The following is a 25,048-nucleotide window of genomic DNA, read 5'->3' as shown; positions in this document are numbered from 1 at the left end:
TATCAGTTGTTGGCAGGTTTTTCCGCCTCGGCGCCGCCGGGTTGACCATCCACGACCACATCGGGATTGCCGCCGGAAGCAGCCTTTTCGGCTTCGATCTTGCGCCAGCGGCGGACATTGGCGTTGTGCTCTTCAAGCGTCTTGGCAAAGACGTGGCCGCCGGTGCCGTCGGCCACGAAATAAAGGTCATCCGTGCGCCATGGATTGGCGACTGCCTCAAGTGCTGCCCGTCCCGGATTGGCGATGGGCGATGGCGGCAGGCCCTTGATGACATAGGTATTGAACGGCGTCTGCTTCTGCAGGTCCGACTGGTAGATCGGCCGGTCGGACGGCTTTCCGTCGCCACCGAACAGACCGTAGATGATCGTCGGATCGGATTGCAGGCGCATGCCCTTCTTCAGGCGGTTATAGAAGACGGAGGCGACATGGGCGCGTTCGTCATCCTTACCGGTTTCCTTCTCGACGATCGAGGCGAGCGTGACGAATTCCTCGATGGTCTTGATCGGCAGGTCGGGATCGCGCCGCTCCCAGACCATGTCGATCAGCTTGTCCTGCGCCGCACTCATCTGGCTGATGATTTCTTCGCGCTTGGTGCCGCGGGTGAAACGATAGGTATCCGGGCGCAGGCTGCCTTCGGGTGGCAGCGTCGCGGGCAGTTCGCCATCCAGCACCTCGTCCGCGGCAAGGCGCGCGAACATCTGCTTTACGGTCAGGCCTTCCGGCAGCGATACGGAATAAAGGATCGATTTGCCGGATTCGAGCAGCAGCATGATGTCCTTCATCGATGCGCCGGCCTTGATCTCATATTCGCCGGTTTTCAGCGTCTGATCCTTCTGCAGATAGCTGCCGGTCATGAGGCGGAAAACGCGGGCGTTGGAGATGATGTCGTTGCGTTCGAGATTATTGGCGATCTCGATGAGGCCAGCACCGTTGCGGACGGTGAAATGGGTGTTCGTTTCGAGCGGACCGGGCTCCTGAAACGCATTGATCATGTAATAGAAGGCGGCAATGGCCAGCACGCAGACGGCAACGGCAAGCGTCATCAGAAAATTCAGGAAGATCACCAGCTGGCCATGGGCCTTGCGGGAACGCTTCGGCGGCGCCGGCACTTTTTCCGGCCGCAGCGCCTCGGTCGGGGACTTTGGGATGATCGGGCCGCGATTGCCTTCGCCCGCGCCGTTTTGTCCTGATGGTCCCTGGCTGTTCTGATTCGTATCGCTCACCGTCGGTCCTTTTCAGTTCGGCGTTGTCAGCGCTTTTTGCGCAGGTAATGCGGCAAAAACAGGTTCGGAATGCCGTCCCGCACCACATGGAGATATCGTGAAGCCCTGATATTGCGCTTCACGACCATCGTTTCGGACAAAGCCGCTGGAGAAAGCCGCTCGCGGCCGGATGTATCCCGAACCGGCAAACGCCTTCCATAAACGACTACAATATCGGCGCGAAAAGCGGAATGGCTTTCGCAAGCCGCAATCTGTTCTTCAAAGGAAAGAACATGCTTTGTCAGCGCCCGCAGGGAGCGCCGCAGAAACCACGAACGGCTTGCGGCGCGGGACACCTTCAGCGACGGCGTGTCGCCGCCGCGATTATGCTTCGTAACGACGCAGCACGAGCGATGCGTTGGTGCCGCCGAAACCGAAGGAATTCGAAAGCGCCACATTGACCTGCCGCTTGCGGGCCTTGTGCGGCACGAGGTCTATCTTCGTCTCGACATCGGGATTGTCGAGGTTGAGCGTCGGCGGAACGATATTGTCGCGGATCGCAAGCGTCGCGAAAATCGCCTCGATTGCGCCGGCAGCGCCGAGAAGATGGCCGGTGGCCGACTTGGTGGAAGACATGGAAATCTTCGGAGCAGATTCGCCGACCAGACGTTCGACCGCGCCAAGCTCGATCGTGTCGGCCATGGTGGAGGTGCCGTGGGCGTTGATATAGTCGATATCGTCAGGCGTGAGGCCAGCGCGCTTCAGCGCCATGGACATGCAGCGATACGCACCGTCGCCATCCTCGGACGGCGCCGTGATGTGGAAGGCATCGCCGGACAGGCCATAACCGACGACTTCGGCGTAAATCTTCGCGCCGCGCGCCTTGGCGTGTTCGAGTTCTTCGAGAACAACGATGCCGGCACCCTCGCCCATGACGAAACCGTCGCGGTCGCGATCATAGGGGCGCGAGGCCTTTTGCGGATCGTCATTGTGCTGGGTGGAGAGCGCCTTGCAGGCGGCAAATCCGGCGAGCGAAATGCGGCAGACCGGCGATTCGGCACCACCGGCGACCATGACCTCGGCATCGCCAAGCGCGATCAGTCGGGCGGCGTCGCCGATAGCGTGTGCGCCGGTCGAGCAGGCCGTTACCACGGAATGATTCGGTCCACGCAGCTTGTGGCGAATGGAAACCTGACCGGATACGAGGTTGATCAGACGGCCGGGAATGAAGAATGGAGAAATGCGGCGTGGGCCCTTGTCGCGCAGCGTGTAACCCGCCTCGACAATGCCTTCCAGACCGCCAATGCCGGAGCCGATCAGAACGCCGGTAGCGATCTGGTCGTCGTCCGTTTCCGGATGCCAGTTTGCGTCGGCAAGCGCCATGTCGGCGGCAGCCATGCCGTAGAGAATGAAAGGATCGACCTTGCGTTGTTCCTTGGGCTCCATCCAGTCATCGGCATTGAAGGTGCCGTTGGAGCCGTCGCCGACGGGAATGCGGCAGGCGATCTTTGCGGGCAGGTCTTCGACCTCGAATTCAGTCACGAGACGGGCACCATTCTGGCCGGCCAACAGCCGCTCCCAGGTCACTTCCGTTCCGCATCCAAGAGGAGATACCATGCCGGTACCGGTGATAACGACACGCCTCATCGCCAATGCTCCGCCCTTATCCAAATCATCGGTCTTTCTGCAACACCGGGCACCATGGGATAGCACGCACAGCAGGCTGCAGTATGTCTAATCTTTGTATGAAGGTTACAGGCAGCGCCGTCGCGGCCCGTGACCCATTGCGACATCGGGAACGCACACCCTTCGGGGCACGTACCGGCTGCCTATAAAACATTGGCCCGGACAAGCCGGGCCAAGACGGGAAGATATGTCACCTTCCCGATGAAGGTCGATCAGGCCTGGGCCTTCTCGATGAACTTGACGGCGTCGCCGACAGTCAGGATCGAGTCAGCTGCGTCGTCGGGAATTTCAACGCCGAATTCTTCTTCGAAAGCCATGACCAGTTCAACGGTGTCGAGCGAATCAGCGCCCAGATCGTCAATGAAGCTGGCGCCTTCGACAACCTTGTCGGCGTCAACGCCAAGATGATCAATTACAATTTTCTTTACGCGTTCTGCGATATCGCTCATGTCGGTTTCCTCGACCTTTATTTTGAAAGGGAATGCCTTTCGGCACCCTGCCCTGTTAGAAGCCCTCATGCGCCGTTCAAATCCGGCACCGCTGGCAAACCCGTTCAACCCGGTCCAAGCTAGACATCGTCACGCAAAATCGCAACGGCTTCCTGTCTCTCCGGGACGACTGTTCACAGTCTTGGCCCGCTTAACATGGTTTCAATCGGTCGAAAAGCCTGAAAACGCGCTAAGCACAGCGTATGACAGGCAATTTCGCCGAAAACCGGCAAGTCGGGCCTTGCGGCGCAAGCTACCCAAGAAGGTGCTTAAACAGCGCCGCAATCCTTTTCACGACGGCGGGGAGCGCCGTCAGATCATCGCCATGCCGCCGTTGACGTGCAGGGTCTGGCCGGTCATGTAGGCTGCCTCATTGGAAGCCAGATAAAGAACGGCCGACGCAACCTCGGCGCCGGTGCCCATGCGCTTCATGGGAATGGCGCCCATAATGGCGTCTTTCTGCTTGTCGTTCAGCTTGCCGGTCATCGCGCTTTCGATGAAGCCCGGTGCCACGCAGTTGACCGTGACGTTGCGGGTGGCGATTTCCTGCGCCAACGACTTCGAAAAACCGATCATGCCGGCCTTGGAGGCGCAATAATTGGCCTGGCCGGGGTTGCCGGTGACGCCGACGATGGAGGTGATGTTGATGATACGGCCGAAACGGCGGCGCATCATCGGATGCGTCAGTTCACGTGTCAGGCGGAACATCGCCGTCAGGTTCACCTCGATGACGTTGTCCCAGTCCTCGTCGCTCATGCGCACGAAGAGGCCGTCCTTGGTGATGCCGGCATTGTTGACGAGAATGTCGACGCCTTCCAGCTCGGCTTCGGCCTTTTCGCCGAGAGCCTTGACCTCGGCGCGGTCGGCAAGGTTAGCCGGGAAAATCTTGACGCGGTCGCCAAGTTCCGCCGCCAGAGCCTCGAGCTTTTCAACGCGCGTGCCGTGCAGGCCGACGGTTGCGCCCTGCTTGTGCAGAAGGCGGGCGATTTCCTCACCAATGCCGCCGGTCGCGCCGGTTACGAGGGCTTTGCGGCCTGTTAAATCTAACATGTCCTATTCCTTCTTTAGAGCTTCGGACCAAATGGTTGGCGCTGTCGCGCCCGATGGATATTATGGGGCTCTTCCGCCTTAGCCGATAAGCGTGGCTAGCAGCTGGTCGATATCGGCCGCACCGTTGACGGCAACGCCGTTCACCGTCTTGTCGATACGGCGGGCAAGGCCTGTCAGCACCTTGCCGGAGCCGATTTCGTAAAGCTGGGTCACGTTATTGGCGGCAAACCATTCCACCGTCTCGCGCCAGCGCACCTGGCCCGTCACCTGCTCGACCAGCAAAGCGGCAATCTCATTGGCGTCGGAAACGGGAGCGGCGCGCACATTGGCGACAACAGGCACGACCGGATTGTGCTTTTCAACTTTCGCCAGCGCCTCGCGCATCGCTTCCGCCGCCGGCGCCATCAGCGCGGAGTGGAAGGGGGCGGAAACCGGCAGCATGATGGCGCGCTTGGCGCCCTTTTCGGAAGCGATCGCTGCGGCCTTTTCAACGGCAGTCTTGCTACCAGAAATGACCAGCTGGCCGCCGCCATTGTCGTTGGCGATCTGGCAGACGCCGAGAATGCCGGCTTCCTCGCAAATGGCGGAAACGGCATCGTGCTCGAGCCCGATGATTGCAGCCATGGCACCCTCGCCGACCGGCACGGCGGCCTGCATGGCATTGCCGCGGATGCGCAGAAGACGGGCGGTATCGGCAATCGAGAAGGTGCCGGCGGCACAGAGCGCCGAATATTCACCGAGCGAATGGCCGGCCACATAAGACACCGTATCGGACAGCTTCAGGCCACGCGCTTCCAGAACGCGCATCACCGCCATCGAAACGGCCATGAGCGCCGGCTGAGCGTTGGCCGTCAGCGTCAGCGTTTCTTCCGGTCCGTTCCACATGATGTCGGAAAGCTTCTGGTCGAGCGCGTCGTCGACTTCCTGAAACACGGCGCGCGCTTCCGGGTAGGTGTCCGCCAGCTCCTTGCCCATGCCGACGGCCTGGCTTCCCTGACCGGGAAATGTGAATGCAATACCCATGGGATGTCGTCCTTCTTGTCTGGCCTTGCCTTTATTCTTTCGGACTTCCATTCACATTCCCGTCGGCGAAGTCAAGCTTGAAGCCCTATAACGGGCCATTGCCCGGGGTTTTACAAACCCGTTTTCCCCTTTCTTTTAGTCATATTTTTTCTTGCACTGCGGCAATTCCCGATTAGTTTCACACCACCTTCCAAAACTGGCCAAGCACCGGGATACCTCCATGAAACAGAAACTATTGGGTCGCACGGGCATCTCCGTGTCTGAAATCTGCCTCGGCACCATGACGTGGGGCACGCAGAACACTGAAGCCGAAGCGCATGCGCAGATGGATTACGCCATCGAAAACGGCGTCAATTTCTTCGATACGGCCGAGCTTTATCCCACCACCCCCGTTTCCGCCGAAACGCAGGGACGAACGGAAGACTATATCGGTGCGTGGTTCGAAAAGACCGGCAAGCGTGACCAGGTCGTGCTCGCCACCAAGGTCGCCGGCTCGGGCCGTGACTATATTCGCGGCGGTCGCGACATCGATGCCGCCTCGATCCGCGAGGCGGTGGATACCAGCCTCACGAGGCTGAAGACCGATTACATCGACCTCTACCAGATTCACTGGCCTAACCGCGGCACCTACCATTTCCGCGGCGCCTGGGGTTTCGATGCTTCCGGGCAGGACACCAAGCGCACGCTTGCCGAAATCACCGAAAAGCTCGAGACGCTCGGCGAACTGGTGAAGGCGGGCAAGATTCGCGCCATCGGCCTTTCCAACGAAAGCGCCTGGGGCACACAGAAATATATCGATATCGCCGAGGCCAACGGCCTGCCGCGCGTCGCCACCATCCAGAACGAATATAACCTGCTCTATCGCAGCTTCGACCTCGACATGGCGGAAGTCGCCCATCACGAGGATGTCGGCCTGCTCGCCTATTCGCCGCTCGCGGCGGGGCTGCTGACAGGCAAATACCAGAACGGCGCCCGCCCGGCGGGCTCGCGCGGCACCATCAACAAGGATCTCGGCGGCCGCCTGCAGCCGCATCAGGAAGCGCCGGTCAAGGCGTATCTGGACCTTGCCGCCGCACACGGGGTAGACCCGGCCCAGCTCGCCATCGCCTTCTGCCTCACCCGCCCGTTCATGGCCTCTGCCATCATCGGCGCGACCACCATGGAACAGTTGAAGGTGGATATTGCGGCGGTGGATGTGGCCCTGTCGGAAGACCTGCTGAAGGGTATTGCGGCGATCCACCGGCAATATCCGATGCCGATCTGACACGATTACAGCGCGCTTTTTCGCCCTTTGCCCTTGCATTCCGGGCAAATTTGCGTATAAGCGCGCTGTTCACAACACCCGGTCCAATTGGCTGGTGGCTGAACGGAGGGCTGGTTCCGGTAACGGAACAGCAGGAACCATAAGGTTTTTCCGGCCTCCCGTGTCTCCGCTCTCGACCGTCTCGAACAACGCTTTTCTTGCTTTAAGGCTTTATCGCCTAACCAGGAGCAGTCGTTGAGGCTTAGCGCCGTTGCCGGGTGAAGGACGAAACGCAAGAAAGGCAAAGCTTAAATGGCTCTTTACGAACACATCTTCCTTGCCCGGCAGGATATTTCTGCCCAGCAGGTCGACGCACTTGTCGAGCAGTACAAGGGCGTTATCGAATCGTTCGGCGGTAAAGTCGGACGCGTCGAGAACTGGGGTCTGAAGTCCCTCACCTACCGCATCAAAAAGAACCGCAAGGCTCACTACGCTCTCATGGACATCGACGCTCCGGCGGCTGCAGTTCATGAAGTCGAGCGCCAGATGCGCATCAACGAAGACGTTCTTCGCTACATGACTATCGCCGTCGAAGCCCACGAAGAAGGCCCGTCCGCGATGATGCAGAAGCGCGACCGTGACGACCGTCCGCGCCGTGACGGCGACCGTCCGGACCGTGGCCCGCGTGAAGATCGTGGTCCGCGTCCGCCGCGCGAAGGTGGCTTCGGCGACCGCGAAGACCGTCCGCGCCGTCCGCGCGAAGACCGTGCATAAGGAGAATTGACCAATGGCTGATACATCCTCTTCCCAGGCACGCCGCCCGTTCCACCGCCGTCGCAAGACGTGCCCGTTCTCCGGCGCAAACGCTCCGAAGATCGACTACAAGGACGTTCGTCTCCTGCAGCGCTATATTTCCGAGCGCGGCAAGATCGTTCCTTCCCGCATCACGGCCGTTTCCCAGAAGAAGCAGCGCGAACTCGCCCAGGCGATCAAGCGCGCCCGTTTCCTCGGCCTGCTGCCTTACGTCGTAGCGTAATGAATTGAAGCGAGGCTGCGTTTCGACGCGGCCTCGCTTTTGCAAATCCTTCCGCGTTGGGCGCGGATCGATACCATAAAACCCATGTTGGGGATGAGGCTCTCAGGAGCGATCCTCTAACTGCTTAGTTTCAGCAGGACAGCGACGTGCAAAAGTTGAACCAGACAGTGCTGATCTCCGGCGTTCTCGCCGGCATATGCGCCGCGTTTTTAACGCTTGGCGCAACGGCACAGTCGTCGCTTTCTTTCCTGCTTTATGCCGGTTCGGCCATGCCCATCTTCATCGCCGGCATGGGCTGGGGCAACCGCGCCGCCATTATCGCTATCATCACCACCGCCATCATCGGCGCGCTCGTCATGTCGCCGCTTTTTGCGCTGACCATTGCGATCTTCACGCTGATCCCGGCGGGCTGGCTTTCGCATCTCGCCAATCTGGCGCGCCCGGCCTCCGAACTCGGCGGCCCGGATGATCTGCTCGCCTGGTATCCGCTGTCCGGCATCGTGCTGCATCTGTGCATTCTGGTCTCCGTCGCCGTCGTCATTCTCGGCTGGATGATCGGTTACGGTCCCGATCTCGTTGCCCGCATGGTCGATATCATGATGACCTCGGTACAGAACCGCGAACCCCTGTTCGAACCCAATGCCGAAGCACTTACCCAGACGAAGTCGCTGCTGGTGCTGATGCTGCCGATCGTCCAGGGCGGTCTTTGGGTCATCCTGCTGTTTGCGGCCTATTATGTCGCGACCCGGCTGGTCGGCTCCTTCGGCAAGGGCCTTCGCCCGCGCGAAGACATTGCTTCTGCGCTGCGCATGCACCGCAACGCGATCTTCATCTTTCTTGGCGGCATCGTCGCCATGTTCTTCGGGGGCGTCGCCGCCATGATTGGTGCCGTCATCTGCGGCACCTTCGGCGCGGGCTTCCTGATGGCGGGTTATGCCTCGCTGCATAAAAAGGCGCGCGGCAAGGACTGGCGGCTGCCGGTTCTCATCCTCGCTTATCTCTCGGCGGTCTTTGTCTTTCCGCTGTTCATCATTCTCGTGCTCGGCCTGAGCGACGTGCGCAGCACGATCTCTCTGACGCCGGCACGGAAAAACGACACAACGAACGAAACCAAACCATAGAAAGGATCAAGAAGATGGACGTTATTCTTCTCGAACGCATCAACAAGCTCGGTCAGATGGGCGAAACCGTCAAGGTTCGCGACGGTTATGCCCGTAACTTCCTGCTGCCGCAGGGCAAGGCGCTGCGCGCCAACGCCGCCAACAAGACCCGTTTCGAAACCGAGCGCGCAACGCTTGAAGCCCGTAACCTCGAGCGTAAGTCGGAAGCCCAGACGGTTGCCGAAGCGCTTGCAGGCAAGTCCTTCATCGTCGTCCGTTCGGCTGGCGAAACCGGCCAGCTCTACGGTTCTGTTGCTGCCCGCGACGTCGTCGAAATCCTCGGCGCCGAAGGCTTCAACATCGGCCGCAACCAGGTTGAACTGAACACGCCGATCAAGACCATCGGCCTGCACAACGTTACCCTGCACCTGCACGCCGAAGTCGAGCTTCAGGTCGAGCTGAACGTTGCCCGTTCCGCCGAAGAAGCCGAACGTCAGTCCAAGGGCGAAAGCCTCACCTCCGCTGACGCCATCTACGGCGTTGACGAAGATGCCCTGCGTCCGGAAGACTTCTTTGATCCGGAAGCTGACGGCAACGAAGACGACGAATAAGATCTGGCCCTTGTGGTCATAGGAAAACCCCGGATGGCGACATCCGGGGTTTTTGTTTGCAAGCTTCGAGTTTGCGGAGAGGTTTACCCCCCTCTGCCCTGCCCGGGCATCTCCCCCTCAAGGGGGGAGATTGGCAGGAGGCGCTACCACCACTTCATTCGCTAACGTTGAGATGGGCGAGCCCTATCCACGAGTCGATCTCCCCCCTTGAGGGGGAGATGTCCGGCAGGACAGAGGGGGGTATAAACCACACCCTCCAACCTTTACCAACTACTTCGCCGCCGTCTCCGCCCCATCAGGCGCCTTGCTCTTGTCCAGATGCACCACCACCGACATACCAGGCGAAAGCTCCGCCGCGAGCGGCTGATCCGCATCGATCACGATCCGCACGCCGAGACGCTGGGCGATCTTCACGAAATTGCCGGTCGCATTGTCGGGCTTGATGACGGCGAATTCCGAGCCGGTGGCGGGCGAAAAGCGCTCCACATGGCCGGTCAGCTTGCGGCGATGCAGCGCATCGACCGAAATCGTCACCGGCTGGCCCACCTGCATACCGGCGAGCTGGGTCTCCTTGAAATTGGCGATAACCCAGACATCATGCGGAACGACGGCCATCAGTTGCGTGCCAGCGGTGACATATTGGCCGGTGCGCACGCCGACTTCGCCGAGCCTGCCATCCACCGGCGCGCGAATCTCGGTATTGGCAAGATCGATGCGGGCGAGTTCAACGGCGGCCTCGGCATTGGCGACGGCCGCCTGTAACGAGCTGCGGTTGACGATGATGGTCTGCAAATCCTGACGGGAAACCTCGAGCGCCGCTTTCGCCTGGGACAGTGATGCGCGCGCCTTTTCAAGCGCCGCATGGGCTTCTTCCTGAAGGCTGGAAGTTCCGACGCCGCTCTTGATCAGATTATCCTGCCGGTCGGAGGCGAGCTGCGCCTGCTTCAGTGAGGCTTCGGCACTGTCGACAGCCGCCTCGCTGGAGCGGATATTGGCATTGGCGGCATTTTCCTGCTGGCGGGAATTGTCGAGTGCTGCCTTGTGGGTATCGAGCGTGGCTTCCGCCTGCGCCTGTTTCTGGTGGTAGATGCGGTCATCGATCTTGGCCAGCAGCGTCCCCTGCTTGACTTCCTGATAGTCCTTCACCGGGACATTGACGACATAACCGCTGACCTGCGGGCTCATGGTCGTCACATAACCGCGCACGAAGGCGTTGTCGGTCATTTCGACGGTGGACAGGAAAGGCGGCAGCCGCCAGGCGTAAAGCACCAGCGCAACGCCGGCGATGCCGCCGAGCAGCACGAGGATGGAAACGGGGGTAAAAAACTTCTTCAGCATTTTGTCACTCTTGGAATTTTCATGACTGTAGCGCCGGCGCAGTATCGGTCTTTTCCCGCGACAGGAAAGGTCGGACACGCATCCAGACAAGGTGGATTAAAAGCACTGCCAGCGCCAGCGCGGAAACGACGGAGATGAGCAGAAACGTATCGTTATAGGCCAGCACATAGGCTTCCCGGCTGACCTGCTGGGCAAGCAATGTCAGGCCCTCGGCCTTCAGCAGCGCCGGATCGGTAATGACGTGGCTGTAAGCCCCGGAAAGCTGGGACACGCGCTGGGCAACCAGCGGATTGGTAAGGAGAATATTCTCCACCAGAATATTGGAGTGAAACTTTTCACGCAGGGTCACAAAGCTGCCGAGCAGACCAGTCATCAGCATCGAGCCGGTGATCTGGGTGAACAGAAAGATGGCGATGAAATTCACCAGATAGGGCGCTCCCCGACCAAGAGCCGCCGCAAAGCCCTTGGCCATGACCGGCGGCAGGAACATGGCTGCCCCGAAAGCGATCATCATCTGGCTGAAATACATCTGTTCCGGCCGAGTCATGTTGGTGGACTGGCTGTCCAAAAATGAACCGGCAGCGATCAGCGTGAGTGCAATGACATGGGCCGTATCGACATATTTGCTCAACATCAGCCAGGCGCAGGCCGCGCCGCCCAGTACGGTCGCCAGCAGCACAAGGGCGTAGAGCGTTGTCGTCTGGTCGTTCAAGAGGCCGAGTTGCTGATAAAAGCTGACAGCGGTTGAGGACTGCTCGGAAGAAACCGCGCGGTAGATAAGCAACACAGCCATCACATGCAGGTTGGTTTTGGAAAAAATCCAGCGCAGGTCAAGCAGCGGGTTCTTGCGCGGCAGTTCGATGAAGGCCATCAGTGTCAGAAGCGCAATGGATGTCGCCAGCAGCGCCCCAAGCCACCACGTTTCAAACCACCAGTAAAACCTGCCGAGCGTGAGCATGACCGCGAGGCAACCGAGACCACCCGCAAACAGCACGTAGCTCAAGATATCCATGCGCTCGATGACTTTCGCGCGCGGCGGCGGCGTGACTTTCAGAACATAGATCACGGCGAGCGAGATCAACGCAAAACCCACTTCCATGGAATACAGCGCGTTCCAGCCGTCGATTTCCAGCAGGGAGGGTGACACGATGCGGGCGAGTGGCGCCGACAGCAAGGTGCCTGTCAGCGCGATGCTGAAGCCGAGCGAGAATTTCCGCGCCGGCGGAAAGGCCTCGAGAATATAGAGAAAGCCGAGCGAGGAGATCGGCGCCGCCGCCATGCCGCTGACGAAGCGGATGACGATCGCCGAATGCAGGTCCGTCACGAAAAGATTGAGGCAGGAGGCAACGACGAAAGCGATGATCGAGAGTTCAGCAAAGGGCCGCAGGCCATATTGTGCCCGTACCTTAAAAAGCGCGATGGAAAAGGTGGCATAAGGCGCCATGTAGGCGGCGGAAAGCCAGGCGACCTCGGCCACCGTCGCGGAGAACTCACCCTGCAACTGGTAGATATTGGCCATGACGAGGTTCATGCCCAGACCTTGCGTGATGAAAAACGACAGGCCGGCAAAGATGAAACAGAGCCGGAGCCATAACGGCCGCTCCACCGGCTGTGGCGCGGCGGGAATGGCGGCTTCCACCATCGTCTCGGCCGTGCTGGCAGTATCTGGCGGTACAGTCGCGTCCTTTTCCGGAAGCTCGGAGGATTTGGCGGTCACCTCGGTATTTTGGGAAGTGGCATCGCCTGTGGTCTGCGGCAATGTGCTGCTCACGATTGTGCCCTCCCGGCTGCGAGGTTTTGCAGATTGGCCGAAAGGCGGCGCATCACGTCGAGCGCCATGGCCAGATCTTCAGACGAAATATCGGCGGTGATTTCCGAACGCAGCGACTTTGCCACCGCCTGCACCGTGCCCGAAGTCTTCTCACCTTCTTCAGTCATATGGATGCGCTTGGCGCGGCGGTCGTTCTCATCGGAGCGGCGTTCGATAAGGTTCTGTTTCTCCATGCCGTCAAGCACCCGCACCAGCGTCGGGGTTTCGATTTCCATTTCCTCGGCAAGTTCCGTCTGCGTCAGCGGACCGCGCCGTGAGAGCGCAAAAAGCGCCCGCGCACGGGCAAGCGTCAGGCCGCTTTCCCCTACCCGCGCATCGAAAAACGCGCGCAGTTTGCGGGTGAAAGCGGAGACTTCATCCAGAAGCTGCTCCTTGTCGGTCTCGCGGGACATGTCAGTAAGCCTTATAATTAGCACACTACTTATTTTCTGCCTATTTATTCTTAAGCCTGACGATTTTCAAGTTTCTTTCATGCCGGGTCTGCCATGCGGTAAACTCATGGCAGCGAATCACGTTGCCGGAAAATTCCCGGCACCTTGTCCCCACCCCCCTGTGGATTGCTGGGGACAACTGAAGATGTGATCCAGCTTTGCGGACCGGACACCAGCCTGCCGTATAGTGTTGCAACAATATCATTGACTGCCATGCCCCAGGAAGCCAAACCCGAGGTTTAAGGACAAAGGCAAAGGGAGATCGCGCAAACCATGAACGACGCTGTGAGAAAGATCACCCCCGCGCAACCGGCGGAACCGCATTACCGCGAGGCGCCGAACAATATCGAGGCCGAACAGGCGCTGCTTGGCGCCATCCTCGTCAACAACGACGCCTATTACCGCGTCTCGGACTTCTTGAAGCCCGTGCATCTCTACGAGCCGCTGCATCGCAAGATTTTCGAGGTGGCGGGCGATATCATCCGCATGGGCAAGACCGCCAATCCGGTGACGATCAAGACCTTCCTGCCGGCAGATGACAAGATCGGCGACCTGACGGTGGCGCAATATCTCGCGCGCCTTGCGGCCGAAGCCGTATCGATCATCAACGCGGAAGATTACGGTCGGGCGATCTATGATCTGGCGCTGCGCCGCGCGCTGATCCAGATCGGCGAAGATGTCGTCAACATCGCCTATGACGCGCCGCTCGACATGCCGCCGCAGGCGCAGATTGAAGATACCGAGCGCCGCCTGTTCGAACTGGCGGAAACCGGCCGCTACGACGGCGGTTTCCAGTCGTTCAACGATGCTGTGGCGCTGGCAATCGACATGGCGGGCGCCGCTTTTGAGCGCGATGGCAACCTCTCCGGCATTTCCACCGGCATTCATTCGCTCGACGGCCGCATGGGCGGCCTGCAGCGTTCCGACCTTATCGTGCTGGCTGGTCGTCCGGGTATGGGCAAGACCTCGCTTGCGACCAACATCGCCTATAATATTGCCGCCTCCTATGAGCAGGAAGTGCAGCCGGACGGTTCTTTCAAGGCGAAGAATGGCGGCGTCGTCGGTTTCTATTCGCTCGAAATGTCGTCCGAACAGCTGGCCACCCGTATCATTTCCGAGCAGACGGAAGTCTCCTCCTCGAAAATCCGCCGTGGCGACATCACCGAGGCCGATTTCGAAAAGCTCATCGCCTGCTCCCAGATGATGCAGAAGGTGCCGCTTTATATCGACCAGACCGGTGGTATCTCCATCGCCCAGCTTTCCGCCCGTGCCCGCCGCCTGAAGCGCCAGCGCGGCCTCGATGTTCTGGTCGTGGACTATATTCAGCTGATGACCGGCGCCGGCAAGAGCGGCGAAAACCGCGTGCAGGAAATCACCCAGATCACCACCGGCCTCAAGGCACTGGGCAAGGAACTCAACGTCCCGATCATCGCGCTGTCACAGCTCTCCCGTGCGGTGGAAAACCGTGAAGACAAGCGCCCGCAGCTTTCAGACCTGCGTGAATCGGGCTCGATCGAGCAGGACGCCGACGTGGTTCTCTTCGTGTTCCGAGAGGAATATTACGTCAAGAACATGGAACCGCGCGATATTTCCGATCCCAAATATGCCGAGTGGGAAGCGCTGTTCGACAAGGTGAAAGGCACGGCCGACGTCATCATAGCCAAGCAGCGTCACGGACCGACCGGTACCGTGAAACTCGCCTTCCAGTCCGAATTCACACGCTTCGCCGATCTGGCCGATCCGAGCTTCACCCAGTACGAAGAGCACTGATCCAAAACACAGCGAGGGTGACATATTTTCACCCCCGCTGCCCGCTTCGCATTACAGACGCCGAGTCCGGAGTCTTTTCAGGACGTTGGCGCGATTTTCTTACAATCCGATTCCGCGCAGCAACGCCACGGTGACGACGCCGAGCGTGGCGGCCGGCAGCAGGCTGAGCCGCAGCGCCGCGATTGCCGTTACCGCGCAGGCGATAGTTTCGGCCGCCCCGCTGGCGAGTGCAGTCGGCGTGACCACGGCCATCAGGACGGCAGGCGGCACCACGCCGAGCGCCTTTTTCAGACGCGGCGTCAGGGTGAAATGACTGACCAGCAGCAGGCCGCCAAGGCGCGTTGTAACAGTTGCCGCCATCATGGCGAGGATCGTCAGGAGCGTGTTCGGATCGAGCGTCATGCCGGCTGCTCCACCTGTTCCGCACGGCCGAAGGCGGCGACCGCAAGCCCCGCCATCGCGCCGGCGGCGATATACCAGGCGCCCGGGACCAGCGCGTGGGTAAGACAGGCAGCGGATGCGCTTGCCAGAAGCACCAAGCCGGTTTCCCTGCCCTTCCAGAAGCCCATGAGCAACACGATGAAGACGGCTGGAAAGGCGAAATCCAGACCGATGACCGACATGTCCCCCACCACCGCACCGAGTAGCGCGCCGGCGAGTGTTGCAAGATTCCAGACCAGATAGATGGAGAGCGCGGCACCGGCGAAAAAGGCTGCCGTGAGCCTGCCGGCAATGACCCGGAATTCCGCAAGGGCCCAGGATTCATCCGTCAGCACCAGCATGGCCGCATATTTCCGCCAGCCCTTGAAATCATCCAGCTTGCCGGCAATGGAGGCGCTCATCAGCACATGGCGCAGATTGACCAGTAGAGCCGCAAATCCGAGTGCGGTCCAGCTGGCCGGGTGGGTCCAGAGATCCATGGCGACGAATTGCGAGCCGCCGGCAAAGACCAACAGCGACATCAGCGAGGCCTCGAGCGGCGACAGGCCCTTGCCGATGGCAACCGCGCCGAACACCACGCCGATCGGCACCATGGCAACCAGCAAAGGAGCGGCGGACCTCAGCCCCGCAATCAACTCTGCGCGTTTTTCCGATGTGGACATCGCATTCTCCCTTTCAGGCGGGAGGAATTACGCCGGGGACGCCAGGGTGGTCTTGAACGAAAGTGCTGCCGCACGGTTTTTATGGAAAACCGTTGCCCTTACCCAAGCCGAAATTGGCCCGGCGTGACGCCGGTGCGCGCCTTGAAATGCCGGGTAAAATGCGCCTGATCGGCAAAACCGCACAGTGCCGCCACCTCGGCCGGCATCTCACCGGCGCGTAGCAGGCGGCGCGCCTGCCGGATGCGCACATCCGTCAGATAGGCATGTGGAGTGATGTGAAACTCCTTGCGAAACGCGCGGATGAGGTGGGCACGGCTGAGACCGGCGATGGACGCCAGTTCCTCCAAGCCGATATCGGTTTCGTAATTATCGGTAAGATAGTCGCGGGCGTTATAGACCGCCGTTTTTTCGCGGGTTTCGACGGCCAGGATGATGGCGCTGCCGTGCCTTCCAAACAGCGCGGCGAGAACCGAGAACATGCCCTCATCCGCTTCCAGCGCGCCGGTTTTGGCTTCCAGCCGCCGATGCGCCATCTGGAAGGAGGCGGCCATCTGAGGATCGCGCGGCAGAAACTTCGGGAAGGACGGCATGCCGTGAAAGACCCTGCCCGTCACGTCCTCGATGATGTCGCGCAACAGTTCCGCGTCGGGGTAGATCATGCGGTAGCGATAACCGCCACCGCCCGGCGCTCCGTCGTGAACCTCGTCGGGATTGATGAGATAAAGGTGCCCCGGCCCCGTCTGTTCAGTGGTGCCCTGAATGGTGGAAATCTGCGAGCCGCTTTCGATGGCGCCTATGGAAAACGTGTCATGCGCATGCGGCGAATATTCATGGGTGAGGAACGTCGCGCTCAGGCATTCCATGCCGCCAAAACGCCGGTCACGCCAGAAACGCGTGGTTTCCGTCGTGGCAACGGGCATGACATCCAGAGCCTGTTCCTGCGAAACATTGTGCATGAGTCAAGTTTAAAGCATTCGATCCTTACCGTCTTGAACAAAAGTGCTAGGGTCTGGCCGGTTCCAAATCAACCGGACGCAATGGCATGACAGACGACTTCGAAGACAGCTTTCCCGACAACGAAACCGATGCGTTCGAGCAAGCCCCGCTGCGATTGACCGTCGATCTCGGCGCTCTCGCCGACAATTGGCGGGACATGAAGAAGCGGTCCGGAAGAGCCCGCACGGCCGCCGTCGTCAAGGCCGATGCCTATGGTCTCGGCATCGAGGATTGTGGTGCGACGCTTTACCATGCCGGCGCGCGGGACTTCTTCGTGGCGACGGTGGCCGAGGGCGCGACCCTTCGCTCCTATGCTCCGGAAGCGCGCATCTTCGTATTGTCAGGCATCTGGCAGGGCCAGGAACGGCAGGTGTTCGACAATGATCTGGTGCCGGTGCTGGCCTCCGAGGAGCAACTGTCCTTCTGGATGGCGACGGTCGCCGAGCGGGGTGACCACCCCTGCGCGCTGCATGTGGACACCGGCTTCAATCGCCTCGGCCTGCCGCTTGATGACGCGCTGTTTCTGGCCGACGACGTGACACGGCCGGCGAGTTTCGACCCGGTTCTGGTGCTGTCGCATCTCGCCTGCGCCGATACACCGTCCTCCCCCATGAACAGGGCGCAGCTCGAATCATTCCGAAGGGTTAGCGCCGCCTTCGAAGGTATCGAATCAAGCCTTTCGGCATCCGCCGGTATCTTTCTCGGTCCCGACTATCATTTCGACCTCACCCGCCCCGGCATCGCCCTTTATGGCGGCGAGGCGGTCAACGATGTGGCCAACCCGATGCGGCCCGTCGCCAAGGCCGAGGCCCGGATCATCCAGATACGCGAAGCAGGCGAAGGCCAGACGGTGAGCTATGGCAGCAGCTTCCTGCTCAAGCGCGCAAGCCGGCTTGCCATCGCATCCGTCGGTTATGCGGATGGCTATCAGCGTTCGCTGTCCGGCTCGGGCATTCCCTTACGTGAAATGGGCCATGGCGGTGCATATGGCGTCGTCAACGGCCACAAGGTGCCCGTGGCCGGGCGCGTGACCATGGACCTGACTATTTTCGACGTCACGGATGTGCCGGCAAATGCCATTCGCGCTGGCGACTATATCGAGCTTTTTGGCCCCAACGTTCCAGTCGATGAAACCGCACGGGCGGCCGGCACGATCGGTTATGAGATGCTGACGGGGCTCGGCCTGCGTTACGAACGGCAATATCTGGTAGCGGATGACTGAGGGCGGCCTTTAGCTCTTGGAAAGCCGACGCGACCTGTGCTAAAAGAGAACAAAAGGAGATCGAAATGCCCGAAATCCATTTGAGCGAGCAGGACGAGAAGTTCATCGAGGAGCAGGTTGCGGCAGGCATCTATAGCGATGCAGATGCCGTTATTCATGCGAGCTTGCAATTGCTGAGCAGTGACGAAGGCAAAAGAGCCGCGCTGAAGTTGCTGATACAGGAAGGCATTGACGACGCTGAGGCTGGACGGGTTCACCGCTATGCCTCACAAAACGACTTTCTGAGCGATATCAAACGCGTTTCCGCCCAGCAAAAAACGGGGACCGATCATTAAAATTCGGACCCCTATCTGGACCACGAGGGCAAGGCGCGATCTTGCCGAAGACCATGCTTACATTGAGACCGAAAATCCCGTTGCTGCGGATCGCCTCGTTCTCGATATCTACAACAAAATCGAATCGATAGCGGCAATTGGTTTGACCGGCGTCTCAAGACATGGATACGGCACGGGGCTTCGCAGCATTGCGTATCGAGATCGTGTGATTTTCTTTCGTGTCAACAATGGCGAACTAACCGTAATGCGCGTGCTGCACGGCCATCAAGACATTTCCGCCGACGATTTTAAACAAGAAGAAAACTGACGAAACATGGCCAAAGCCAAGACCCAATTCGTGTGCCAGAACTGTGGCACGGTGCATAACCGCTGGGCGGGGAAATGCGAAGGCTGCGGCGAGTGGAATACCATCGTCGAAGAAGACCCGATGGGCGGCATCGGCTCCGGGCCGGGCAAAGTGCCGAAGAAGGGCAGACCCGTCACGCTGACATCGCTGTCCGGCGAGATCGAGGAAGCGCCGCGCATTCCGACCGGCATCAGCGAGCTGGACCGGGCGACCGGCGGCGGTTTCGTGCGCGGTTCGGCTGTGTTGATCGGCGGCGATCCGGGCATTGGCAAATCGACCCTCTTGATGCAGGCGGCGGCCGCCCTTTCGCGGCGTGGTCACCGCGTCATCTATGTCTCGGGCGAAGAGGCGGTGGCACAGGTGCGCCTGCGCGCCCAGCGGCTCGGTTCGGCGGATACCGACGTGCTTCTGGCGGCGGAAACCAATGTCGAGGATATTCTGGCGACGGTTTCCGAGGGCAAGCGGCCCGATCTCATCATCATCGATTCCATCCAGACATTGTGGAGCGACACGGCCGATTCCGCCCCCGGCACGGTGACGCAGGTGCGCACCGGCGTGCAGGCGATGATCCGTTTCGCCAAGCAGACGGGTGCGACCATGGTGCTTGTCGGCCATGTCACCAAGGAAGGCCAGATCGCCGGGCCGCGCGTGGTGGAGCACATGGTCGATGCCGTGCTTTATTTCGAGGGCGACCGCGGCCACCACTATCGAATCCTGCGTACCGTCAAGAACCGCTTCGGGCCGACGGACGAGATCGGCGTGTTCGAAATGTCGGATGGCGGTCTGCGGGAAGTCTCCAACCCCTCCGAATTGTTCCTCGGCGAGCGCAATGAAAAATCCCCCGGTGCTGCGGTTTTTGCCGGTATCGAAGGCACGCGGCCCGTGCTGGTCGAAGTGCAGGCGCTGGTCGCGGCGACGTCGCTCGGCACCCCGCGCCGCGCCGTGGTCGGTTGGGACAGTTCGCGGCTCGCGATGATCCTTGCCGTGCTGGAGGCCCATTGTGGCGTAAAGCTCGGCCAGCATGACGTCTATCTGAACGTTGCCGGCGGATACCGCATTTCCGAACCGGCGGCGGATATGGCGATTGCCTCGGCTCTGGTTTCCTCGCTTGCCGGTCTTGCCCTGCCCGCCGATTGCGTCTATTTCGGCGAAATCAGCCTGTCGGGTGCCGTCAGGCCAGTGGCGCATACGGTGCAGCGATTGAAAGAAGCTGAAAAACTTGGCTTTTCCGCCGCACTTCTGCCGTCAGGTTCGGCTGAATTGCCGAAAGCGGGCAAGGGTCGCTGGACGGAAATTGAAAGCCTTCCGGACCTCGTGGCCCACATCGCCGGCTCCGGCAACCGGTTCAAACAGGTTGAGGACGACGAATATTGATCCTTTCGCCAAGGGAAACAGTGGTGTAAGAGGATCGCAAAATTGGCAAGGCAGCGTCTGACAAGGCGTCGCACCTCCGGAGTTGGTATATGCCCATTACAATTTTCGACGGCATCGTCATCGCCGTTGTTCTTTTCTCCGCCCTTCTTGCGATGGTGCGCGGTTTTTCCCGCGAGATTCTGTCGATTGCGAGCTGGGGCGGCTCGGTCGCCGCGGCCTATTATCTTTATCCGGTCCTGCTGCCCTATGCGCGCAACTATACCGATGACGACAAGATCGCCATTGCCGGTTCGGCAGGCGTGGTCTTCCTCGTCTCGCTGATCGTGATTTCCTTCATCACCTCGCGCATTGCAGATTTCATCATCGACAGCCGCATCGGCGCGCTGGATCGCACGCTCGGTTTCCTGTTCGGCGCGGCGCGCGGCATCCTGCTCTTGGTCGTCGCCGTCGCCTTCTGGAACTGGCTCGTGGATGTGAAGACGCAGCCGCAATGGGTGACGCAGGCCAAGTCCAAGCCCTTCCTCGACGGGCTGGTGGGCAAGCTGGAGGCGGTTCTGCCTGACGATATCGAACCGCAGATCCGCGCCCGCATCCTTGGAAAACCACAGGAACCGGCAGCCGCACAGACGCCTGCGGAAGATGTGCCGGCAACAAATCAACCGGCAACGAATAATTGACACAGTGTCGCGCCTTGCAATGCATGCAAGGCGCGCTATTTGTGCTAAATATCAAGCACGACACAGATGGGCCGACCGGAAGAGATACTTACCGGAGGGGTCTTTCTTTTTTCTCGGTAGAGAGCAAGGGCAAGCCGGATGATTGAGCCGCTTTCGCATTCCCCGTTTTCTGGGTCCACTTTCAAGGAAGAGATCGATGGCGATACGCTGCATGAAGAATGCGGCGTTTTCGGCATTCTCGGCCATGACGATGCCTCGGCGCTGACCGCTCTCGGCCTGCATGCGCTTCAGCATCGCGGCCAGGAAGCAGCCGGCATCGTCTCCTTTGATGGCAAGCGCTTCCATCAGGAGCGCCATATGGGCCTCGTCGGCGATCATTATACCGATCCGGCAACCCTTGCCCGCCTGCCCGGCTCCATCGCGATTGGCCACACCCGTTATTCCACGACAGGCGAAGTGGCGATGCGCAATGTGCAGCCGCTGTTTGCCGAGCTGGAAGAAGGCGGCATTTCGATTGCCCATAACGGCAATTTCACCAACGGCCTGACGCTGCGCCGCCAGATCATCGCCACCGGCGCCATCTGTCAGTCGACATCGGATACCGAAGTCGTGCTGCATCTCATCGCCCGTTCACGCCACTCTTCCACCGCCGATCGTTTCATCGATGCTATCAGGCAGATGGAAGGCGGTTATTCGATGCTGGCGATGACGCGGACCAAGCTGATCGCCGCCCGCGACCCGATCGGCATCCGCCCGCTGGTCATGGGAGAGCTTGATGGCAAGCCGATCTTCTGCTCGGAAACCTGTGCTCTCGACATCATCGGCGCGAAATTCGTGCGCGACGTGGAAAACGGCGAAGTCATCATCTGCGAAATCCAGCCTGACGGTTCTATCACCATCGATGCCCGCAAGCCCTCGAAGCCGCAGCCGGAGCGTCTCTGCCTGTTCGAATATGTCTATTTCGCCCGTCCCGATTCCGTCGTCGGCGGCCGCAACGTCTATACGACGCGCAAGAACATGGGCATGAACCTTGCCAAGGAAGCGCCGCTGGAAGCCGATGTCGTGGTTCCGGTTCCCGATGGCGGCACGCCGGCAGCGCTCGGTTTTGCGCAGGCAAGCGGTATTCCCTTCGAATACGGCATCATCCGCAACCATTATGTCGGTCGCACCTTCATTGAGCCGACACAGCAGATCCGCGCTTTCGGCGTCAAGCTCAAGCATTCCGCCAACCGGGCGATGATCGAAGGCAAGCGCGTGGTGCTGGTGGATGATTCCATCGTGCGCGGCACGACTTCGGTGAAGATCGTGCAGATGATCCGCGAGGCGGGCGCCAAGGAAGTGCATATCCGCGTCGCCAGCCCGATGATCTTCCATCCGGATTTCTACGGCATCGACACGCCTGACGCTGATAAGCTGCTCGCCAACCAATATGCCGATGTGGACGCCATGGCGAAATTCATTGGTGCCGATTCGCTGGCTTTCCTGTCGATTGACGGGCTGTACCGCGCCGTTGGCGGTGAAAACCGCAACCACGCGCGCCCGCAGTTCACCGACCATTATTTCACCGGCGATTATCCGACCCGTCTTCTCGACCAGAACGGCGAGGCCATGGGCAGCAAGATTTCCATGCTGGCCAGCAACGGCTGATTTTTAACAACGACAAAGCGGCCATCGGCTTCCGGGGCCGCTTTTTTCTTGCCTTTTGTTCAGGCCGGTGCGTGCGACGATATGATCGCTTGCGAAAGGCCGGCAGCGCTTCGTAGAAGGAAGCGCAATCATTTCGGGGGAGACCATGACTATCGATCTCAAGGGCCGCATCGCTCTCGTTACCGGCGCTTCGCGCGGCATCGGCTATTTCACGGCGCTGGAACTGGCCAAGGCCGGCGCGCATGTCATCGCCTGCGCCCGCACGGTCGGCGGCCTTGAGGAGCTTGACGACGCCATCAAGGCCGTTGGCGGCACGGCGACGCTGGTTCCCTTCGATCTCGCCGACATGAAAGCCATCGATGCGCTGGGCGCCAATATCTACGAGCGCTGGGGCAAGCTCGATATTCTGGTCGCCAATGCCGGCGTTCTCGGCGTGATTTCCCCGGTTGGCCATATCGAGGCGAAGGTCTTCGAAAGGGTCATGAACATCAACGTCACCGCCACCTGGCGGCTGATCCGCTCGGTGGAGCCGCTGCTGTTGAAATCGGATGCCGGCCGTGCGCTGATTCTGTCTTCGGGTGTCGCCCATAGCTGTCGCCCCTTCTGGGGCGTCTACGCCACCTCCAAGGCCGCCGTGGAAGCGCTCGCCCGCACCTGGGCCGCGGAAACGCAGAAGTCCCCGCTGCGCATCAACAGCATCAATCCCGGCGCCACGCGCACCGCCATGCGCGCCCAGGCCATGCCCGGCGAGGACCCGGCAACCGTGCCGCATCCGTCCGAAGTTGCCGCTGCCATCCTTCCCCTCGCCTCGCCCGACCTTACCGAAACCGGCAAGCTCTTCCTGGTGCGCGACAAGAAATTCGTGGAATATCGCCAGCCGGAATAAGCTTTTGGCCAGCGTCATTACGGCACCGGCGAGAAACGCTTGACCACACAGAACCGCCGCGCCATAAGGCAAGGTATGAAAACAACGATCTGCACCTGCTGCTGAATAATTTTTGCTGGTTCGCCACCGGCCAGATCGTTTTCGTCTTCCCGCAAGGTCCAACAGACAAACGGTCCGGTCAGGACAATTGACTGCCTTTAGGGAACACCCGCATGTCCTTGCGCCTGAAACTCCACAACACCCTGACCCGCGAAAAGTCGGAATTTGCGCCGATCGACGCTGATAATGTGCGCATGTATGTCTGCGGGCCAACGGTCTATGATTTCGCCCATATCGGCAATGCGCGCCCGGTCATCGTGTTCGATGTTCTCTTCCGCCTGCTACGCCACGTCTATGGCGAAGACCACGTAACCTATGCCCGCAACATCACTGACCTCGACGACAAGATCAACGCGCGGGCACTGCGCGACTATCCGCATCTGCCGCTCAACGACGCCATCCATGCGGTGACGAAAAAGACCGCCGACCAGTTCCATGATGACGTCGCCGCACTCGGCTGCCTTCAGCCGACTGTGGAGCCGCGCGCCACCGACTATATTGCCGAGATGATCTACCTCATCGAGAGGCTCATCGAACGCGGCCACGCCTATAAGGCGGGCGGCGAGGTTCTGTTCGACACCCGGTCGATGGCCGACTACGGCCAGCTTTCCAAACGCCCGCTGGACGAACAGCAGGCCGGCGCGCGTGTTGCGGTGGAGGCCCACAAAAAGAACCCCGGCGATTTCGTGCTGTGGAAGCTCTCCTCCGAGAGCGAACCGGGCTGGGAGAGCCCATGGGGTCTCGGTCGCCCGGGCTGGCACATCGAGTGCTCGGCCATGGCTGGCCGCTATCTCGGCGAAGTCTTCGATATTCACGGCGGCGGGCTCGACCTCATCTTCCCGCACCACGAAAACGAAATCGCGCAATCGCGCTGCGCCCATGGCACACATGTCATGGCCAATGTGTGGATGCATAACGGTTTCGTGCAGGTGGAAGGCCGCAAGATGTCGAAGTCCGAGGGCAACTTCGTGACGATCTACGAATTGCTGCACACGGATAAATTCGGCGGACGGCAATGGCCGGGCGAGGTTCTGCGCCTCGCCATGCTGATGACGCATTATCGCGAGCCGATCGATTTTTCGGTCAAGCGTCTGGAAGAGGCCGAACGCCTGCTCTCCAAATGGCCGGCAGCCGAGACCTCCGACGCCGCGGCGGATGAAACCGTGCTGGAGGCGCTCGCCGACGACCTCAACACGGTTGCGGCCGTGCAAGCACTGCATGCGCTGGCACATGCGGCAAACACCGACCCATCCAGGCTGCCCGCCTTCGCCGCAAGCGCCGCCCTGCTGGGCGTCCTGCCGAAGAAGACGGAGATGGACGAGGCCATCGTTTCGGCCGTGGATGCACTGGTGGAATTGCGCCTTGAAATGCTGAAGGCGAAGAACTTTGCGGAGGCCGACCGGTTGCGGGATGAGCTTTCCGAGAAGGGTATTCAGCTGAAGGATGGCAAGGACAAGGAGACTGGGGAACGGACGACGACGTGGGAGTTGAAGCGGTAGGCCTGCGTTGGTGGTTGGGGCTTACCCCCCTCTGCCCTGCCGGGCATCTCCCCCT

The 25,048-nt window shown here is 60.3% G+C and carries 25 protein-coding genes; 14 read left to right on the top strand and 11 right to left on the bottom strand.

Annotated features, from left to right (window positions below; translation table 11 throughout):
• Nucleotides 1-2 precede the first annotated feature (2 nt).
• The 5 genes from mltG to fabD form a co-directional block, all read right to left on the bottom strand.
• Nucleotides 3-1,223, bottom strand: coding sequence for an endolytic transglycosylase MltG (gene mltG / locus ATU_RS05435; RefSeq protein WP_010971394.1), 1,221 nt, complete (start codon nt 1,221-1,223; stop codon nt 3-5).
• A 363-nt stretch (nt 1,224-1,586) separates the two neighbouring features.
• The gene (fabF, locus tag ATU_RS05430) at nt 1,587-2,849 is read right to left on the bottom strand and encodes a beta-ketoacyl-ACP synthase II (RefSeq protein ID WP_006314579.1); all 1,263 of its coding nucleotides are present in this window, start codon (nt 2,847-2,849) and stop codon (nt 1,587-1,589) included.
• 251 nt (nt 2,850-3,100) lie between these two features.
• On the bottom strand, nt 3,101-3,337 hold the full coding sequence (locus ATU_RS05425) for an acyl carrier protein (RefSeq protein WP_003502080.1): 237 nt from the start codon (nt 3,335-3,337) through the stop codon (nt 3,101-3,103).
• A 351-nt stretch (nt 3,338-3,688) separates the two neighbouring features.
• Nucleotides 3,689-4,426, bottom strand: coding sequence for a 3-oxoacyl-[acyl-carrier-protein] reductase (gene fabG / locus ATU_RS05420; protein ID WP_006314577.1), 738 nt, complete (start codon nt 4,424-4,426; stop codon nt 3,689-3,691).
• A gap of 78 nt (nt 4,427-4,504) precedes the next feature.
• Nucleotides 4,505-5,449 (bottom strand): ACP S-malonyltransferase, encoded by a 945-nt coding sequence (fabD, locus tag ATU_RS05415; protein ID WP_035256483.1) that lies wholly within the window; start codon nt 5,447-5,449, stop codon nt 4,505-4,507.
• Between the two features lie 220 nt (nt 5,450-5,669).
• Between fabD and ATU_RS05410 the strand changes: the two genes are divergently transcribed.
• The 5 genes from ATU_RS05410 (at nt 5,670) to rplI (ending at nt 9,439) form a co-directional block, all read left to right on the top strand.
• Complete coding sequence (locus tag ATU_RS05410) at nt 5,670-6,713, top strand: aldo/keto reductase (RefSeq protein WP_010971391.1); 1,044 nt, start codon at nt 5,670-5,672, stop codon at nt 6,711-6,713.
• A gap of 291 nt (nt 6,714-7,004) precedes the next feature.
• On the top strand, nt 7,005-7,466 hold the full coding sequence (gene rpsF, locus ATU_RS05405; protein WP_006314574.1) for a 30S ribosomal protein S6: 462 nt from the start codon (nt 7,005-7,007) through the stop codon (nt 7,464-7,466).
• A gap of 13 nt (nt 7,467-7,479) precedes the next feature.
• Nucleotides 7,480-7,728 carry a 30S ribosomal protein S18 gene (gene rpsR, locus ATU_RS05400; protein WP_003496832.1) on the top strand — a complete coding sequence of 83 codons (249 nt, stop codon included), beginning with the start codon at nt 7,480-7,482 and terminating at the stop codon, nt 7,726-7,728.
• Between the two features lie 146 nt (nt 7,729-7,874).
• Nucleotides 7,875-8,849, top strand: coding sequence for a DUF2232 domain-containing protein (locus ATU_RS05395; protein ID WP_010971389.1), 975 nt, complete (start codon nt 7,875-7,877; stop codon nt 8,847-8,849).
• A gap of 14 nt (nt 8,850-8,863) precedes the next feature.
• Nucleotides 8,864-9,439: a 50S ribosomal protein L9 gene (gene rplI / locus ATU_RS05390; protein WP_006314572.1), complete on the top strand. Its 576-nt coding sequence runs from the start codon at nt 8,864-8,866 to the stop codon at nt 9,437-9,439.
• 270 nt (nt 9,440-9,709) lie between these two features.
• On the opposite strand, the gene ATU_RS05385 is transcribed toward rplI, so the two are convergent.
• The 3 genes from ATU_RS05385 to ATU_RS05375 are packed head-to-tail and all read right to left on the bottom strand — an operon-like array spanning nt 9,710 to nt 13,000.
• Nucleotides 9,710-10,777: an HlyD family secretion protein gene (locus ATU_RS05385; protein WP_010971388.1), complete on the bottom strand. Its 1,068-nt coding sequence runs from the start codon at nt 10,775-10,777 to the stop codon at nt 9,710-9,712.
• A gap of 19 nt (nt 10,778-10,796) precedes the next feature.
• A complete protein-coding gene (locus ATU_RS05380; protein WP_035256480.1) occupies nt 10,797-12,548 on the bottom strand; it encodes an MFS transporter in 1,752 nt (583 codons plus the stop codon).
• Nucleotides 12,545-13,000, bottom strand: a complete 456-nt coding sequence (locus ATU_RS05375; protein WP_006314569.1) for a MarR family winged helix-turn-helix transcriptional regulator — start codon at nt 12,998-13,000, stop codon at nt 12,545-12,547. Before ATU_RS05375 ends, ATU_RS05380 begins: the two co-directional genes overlap by 4 nt.
• A gap of 312 nt (nt 13,001-13,312) precedes the next feature.
• Between ATU_RS05375 and ATU_RS05370 the strand changes: the two genes are divergently transcribed.
• Nucleotides 13,313-14,809, top strand: a complete 1,497-nt coding sequence (locus ATU_RS05370; protein WP_010971386.1) for a replicative DNA helicase — start codon at nt 13,313-13,315, stop codon at nt 14,807-14,809.
• A gap of 99 nt (nt 14,810-14,908) precedes the next feature.
• On the opposite strand, the gene ATU_RS05365 is transcribed toward ATU_RS05370, so the two are convergent.
• The 3 genes from ATU_RS05365 to ATU_RS05355 form a co-directional block, all read right to left on the bottom strand.
• Nucleotides 14,909-15,211: an AzlD family protein gene (locus tag ATU_RS05365; RefSeq protein WP_010971385.1), complete on the bottom strand. Its 303-nt coding sequence runs from the start codon at nt 15,209-15,211 to the stop codon at nt 14,909-14,911.
• Nucleotides 15,208-15,912: an AzlC family ABC transporter permease gene (locus ATU_RS05360; protein ID WP_010971384.1), complete on the bottom strand. Its 705-nt coding sequence runs from the start codon at nt 15,910-15,912 to the stop codon at nt 15,208-15,210. Before ATU_RS05360 ends, ATU_RS05365 begins: the two co-directional genes overlap by 4 nt.
• 98 nt (nt 15,913-16,010) lie before the next feature.
• Entirely contained in the window at nt 16,011-16,868 is an 858-nt protein-coding gene (locus ATU_RS05355) for an AraC family transcriptional regulator (RefSeq protein ID WP_035256476.1), read from the bottom strand.
• Nucleotides 16,869-16,954: 86 nt separating this feature from the next.
• Here ATU_RS05355 and alr point away from each other — a divergent pair, with 86 nt between their 5' ends.
• The 8 genes from alr (at nt 16,955) to cysS (ending at nt 24,993) form a co-directional block, all read left to right on the top strand.
• Nucleotides 16,955-18,130 carry an alanine racemase gene (alr, locus tag ATU_RS05350; RefSeq protein ID WP_010971382.1) on the top strand — a complete coding sequence of 392 codons (1,176 nt, stop codon included), beginning with the start codon at nt 16,955-16,957 and terminating at the stop codon, nt 18,128-18,130.
• 65 nt (nt 18,131-18,195) lie between these two features.
• Nucleotides 18,196-18,465, top strand: a complete 270-nt coding sequence (locus ATU_RS05345; protein WP_006314561.1) for a type II toxin-antitoxin system ParD family antitoxin — start codon at nt 18,196-18,198, stop codon at nt 18,463-18,465.
• Entirely contained in the window at nt 18,419-18,772 is a 354-nt protein-coding gene (locus tag ATU_RS05340; RefSeq protein WP_338081340.1) for a type II toxin-antitoxin system RelE/ParE family toxin, read from the top strand. The genes ATU_RS05345 and ATU_RS05340 overlap by 47 nt, the downstream gene beginning before the upstream one ends.
• A 6-nt stretch (nt 18,773-18,778) precedes the next feature.
• Nucleotides 18,779-20,185 (top strand): DNA repair protein RadA, encoded by a 1,407-nt coding sequence (gene radA / locus ATU_RS05335; protein ID WP_010971380.1) that lies wholly within the window; start codon nt 18,779-18,781, stop codon nt 20,183-20,185.
• An 89-nt stretch (nt 20,186-20,274) separates the two neighbouring features.
• Nucleotides 20,275-20,862, top strand: coding sequence for a CvpA family protein (locus ATU_RS05330; protein ID WP_006314559.1), 588 nt, complete (start codon nt 20,275-20,277; stop codon nt 20,860-20,862).
• Nucleotides 20,863-21,000: 138 nt separating this feature from the next.
• Entirely contained in the window at nt 21,001-22,509 is a 1,509-nt protein-coding gene (gene purF / locus ATU_RS05325) for an amidophosphoribosyltransferase (RefSeq protein ID WP_006314558.1), read from the top strand.
• 145 nt (nt 22,510-22,654) lie between these two features.
• The gene (locus ATU_RS05320) at nt 22,655-23,395 is read left to right on the top strand and encodes an SDR family NAD(P)-dependent oxidoreductase (RefSeq protein WP_010971379.1); all 741 of its coding nucleotides are present in this window, start codon (nt 22,655-22,657) and stop codon (nt 23,393-23,395) included.
• A 212-nt stretch (nt 23,396-23,607) separates the two neighbouring features.
• Entirely contained in the window at nt 23,608-24,993 is a 1,386-nt protein-coding gene (gene cysS, locus ATU_RS05315; RefSeq protein WP_010971378.1) for a cysteine--tRNA ligase, read from the top strand.
• The last annotated feature ends 55 nt before the right edge of the window (nt 24,994-25,048 follow it).

The organism is Agrobacterium fabrum str. C58 (assembly GCF_000092025.1).
GTDB classification, from domain to species: Bacteria; Pseudomonadota; Alphaproteobacteria; order Rhizobiales; family Rhizobiaceae; genus Agrobacterium; species Agrobacterium fabrum.
Note: the sequence above shows the minus strand (reverse complement) of the source record. Positions and strands in the feature narration are given on the sequence as shown.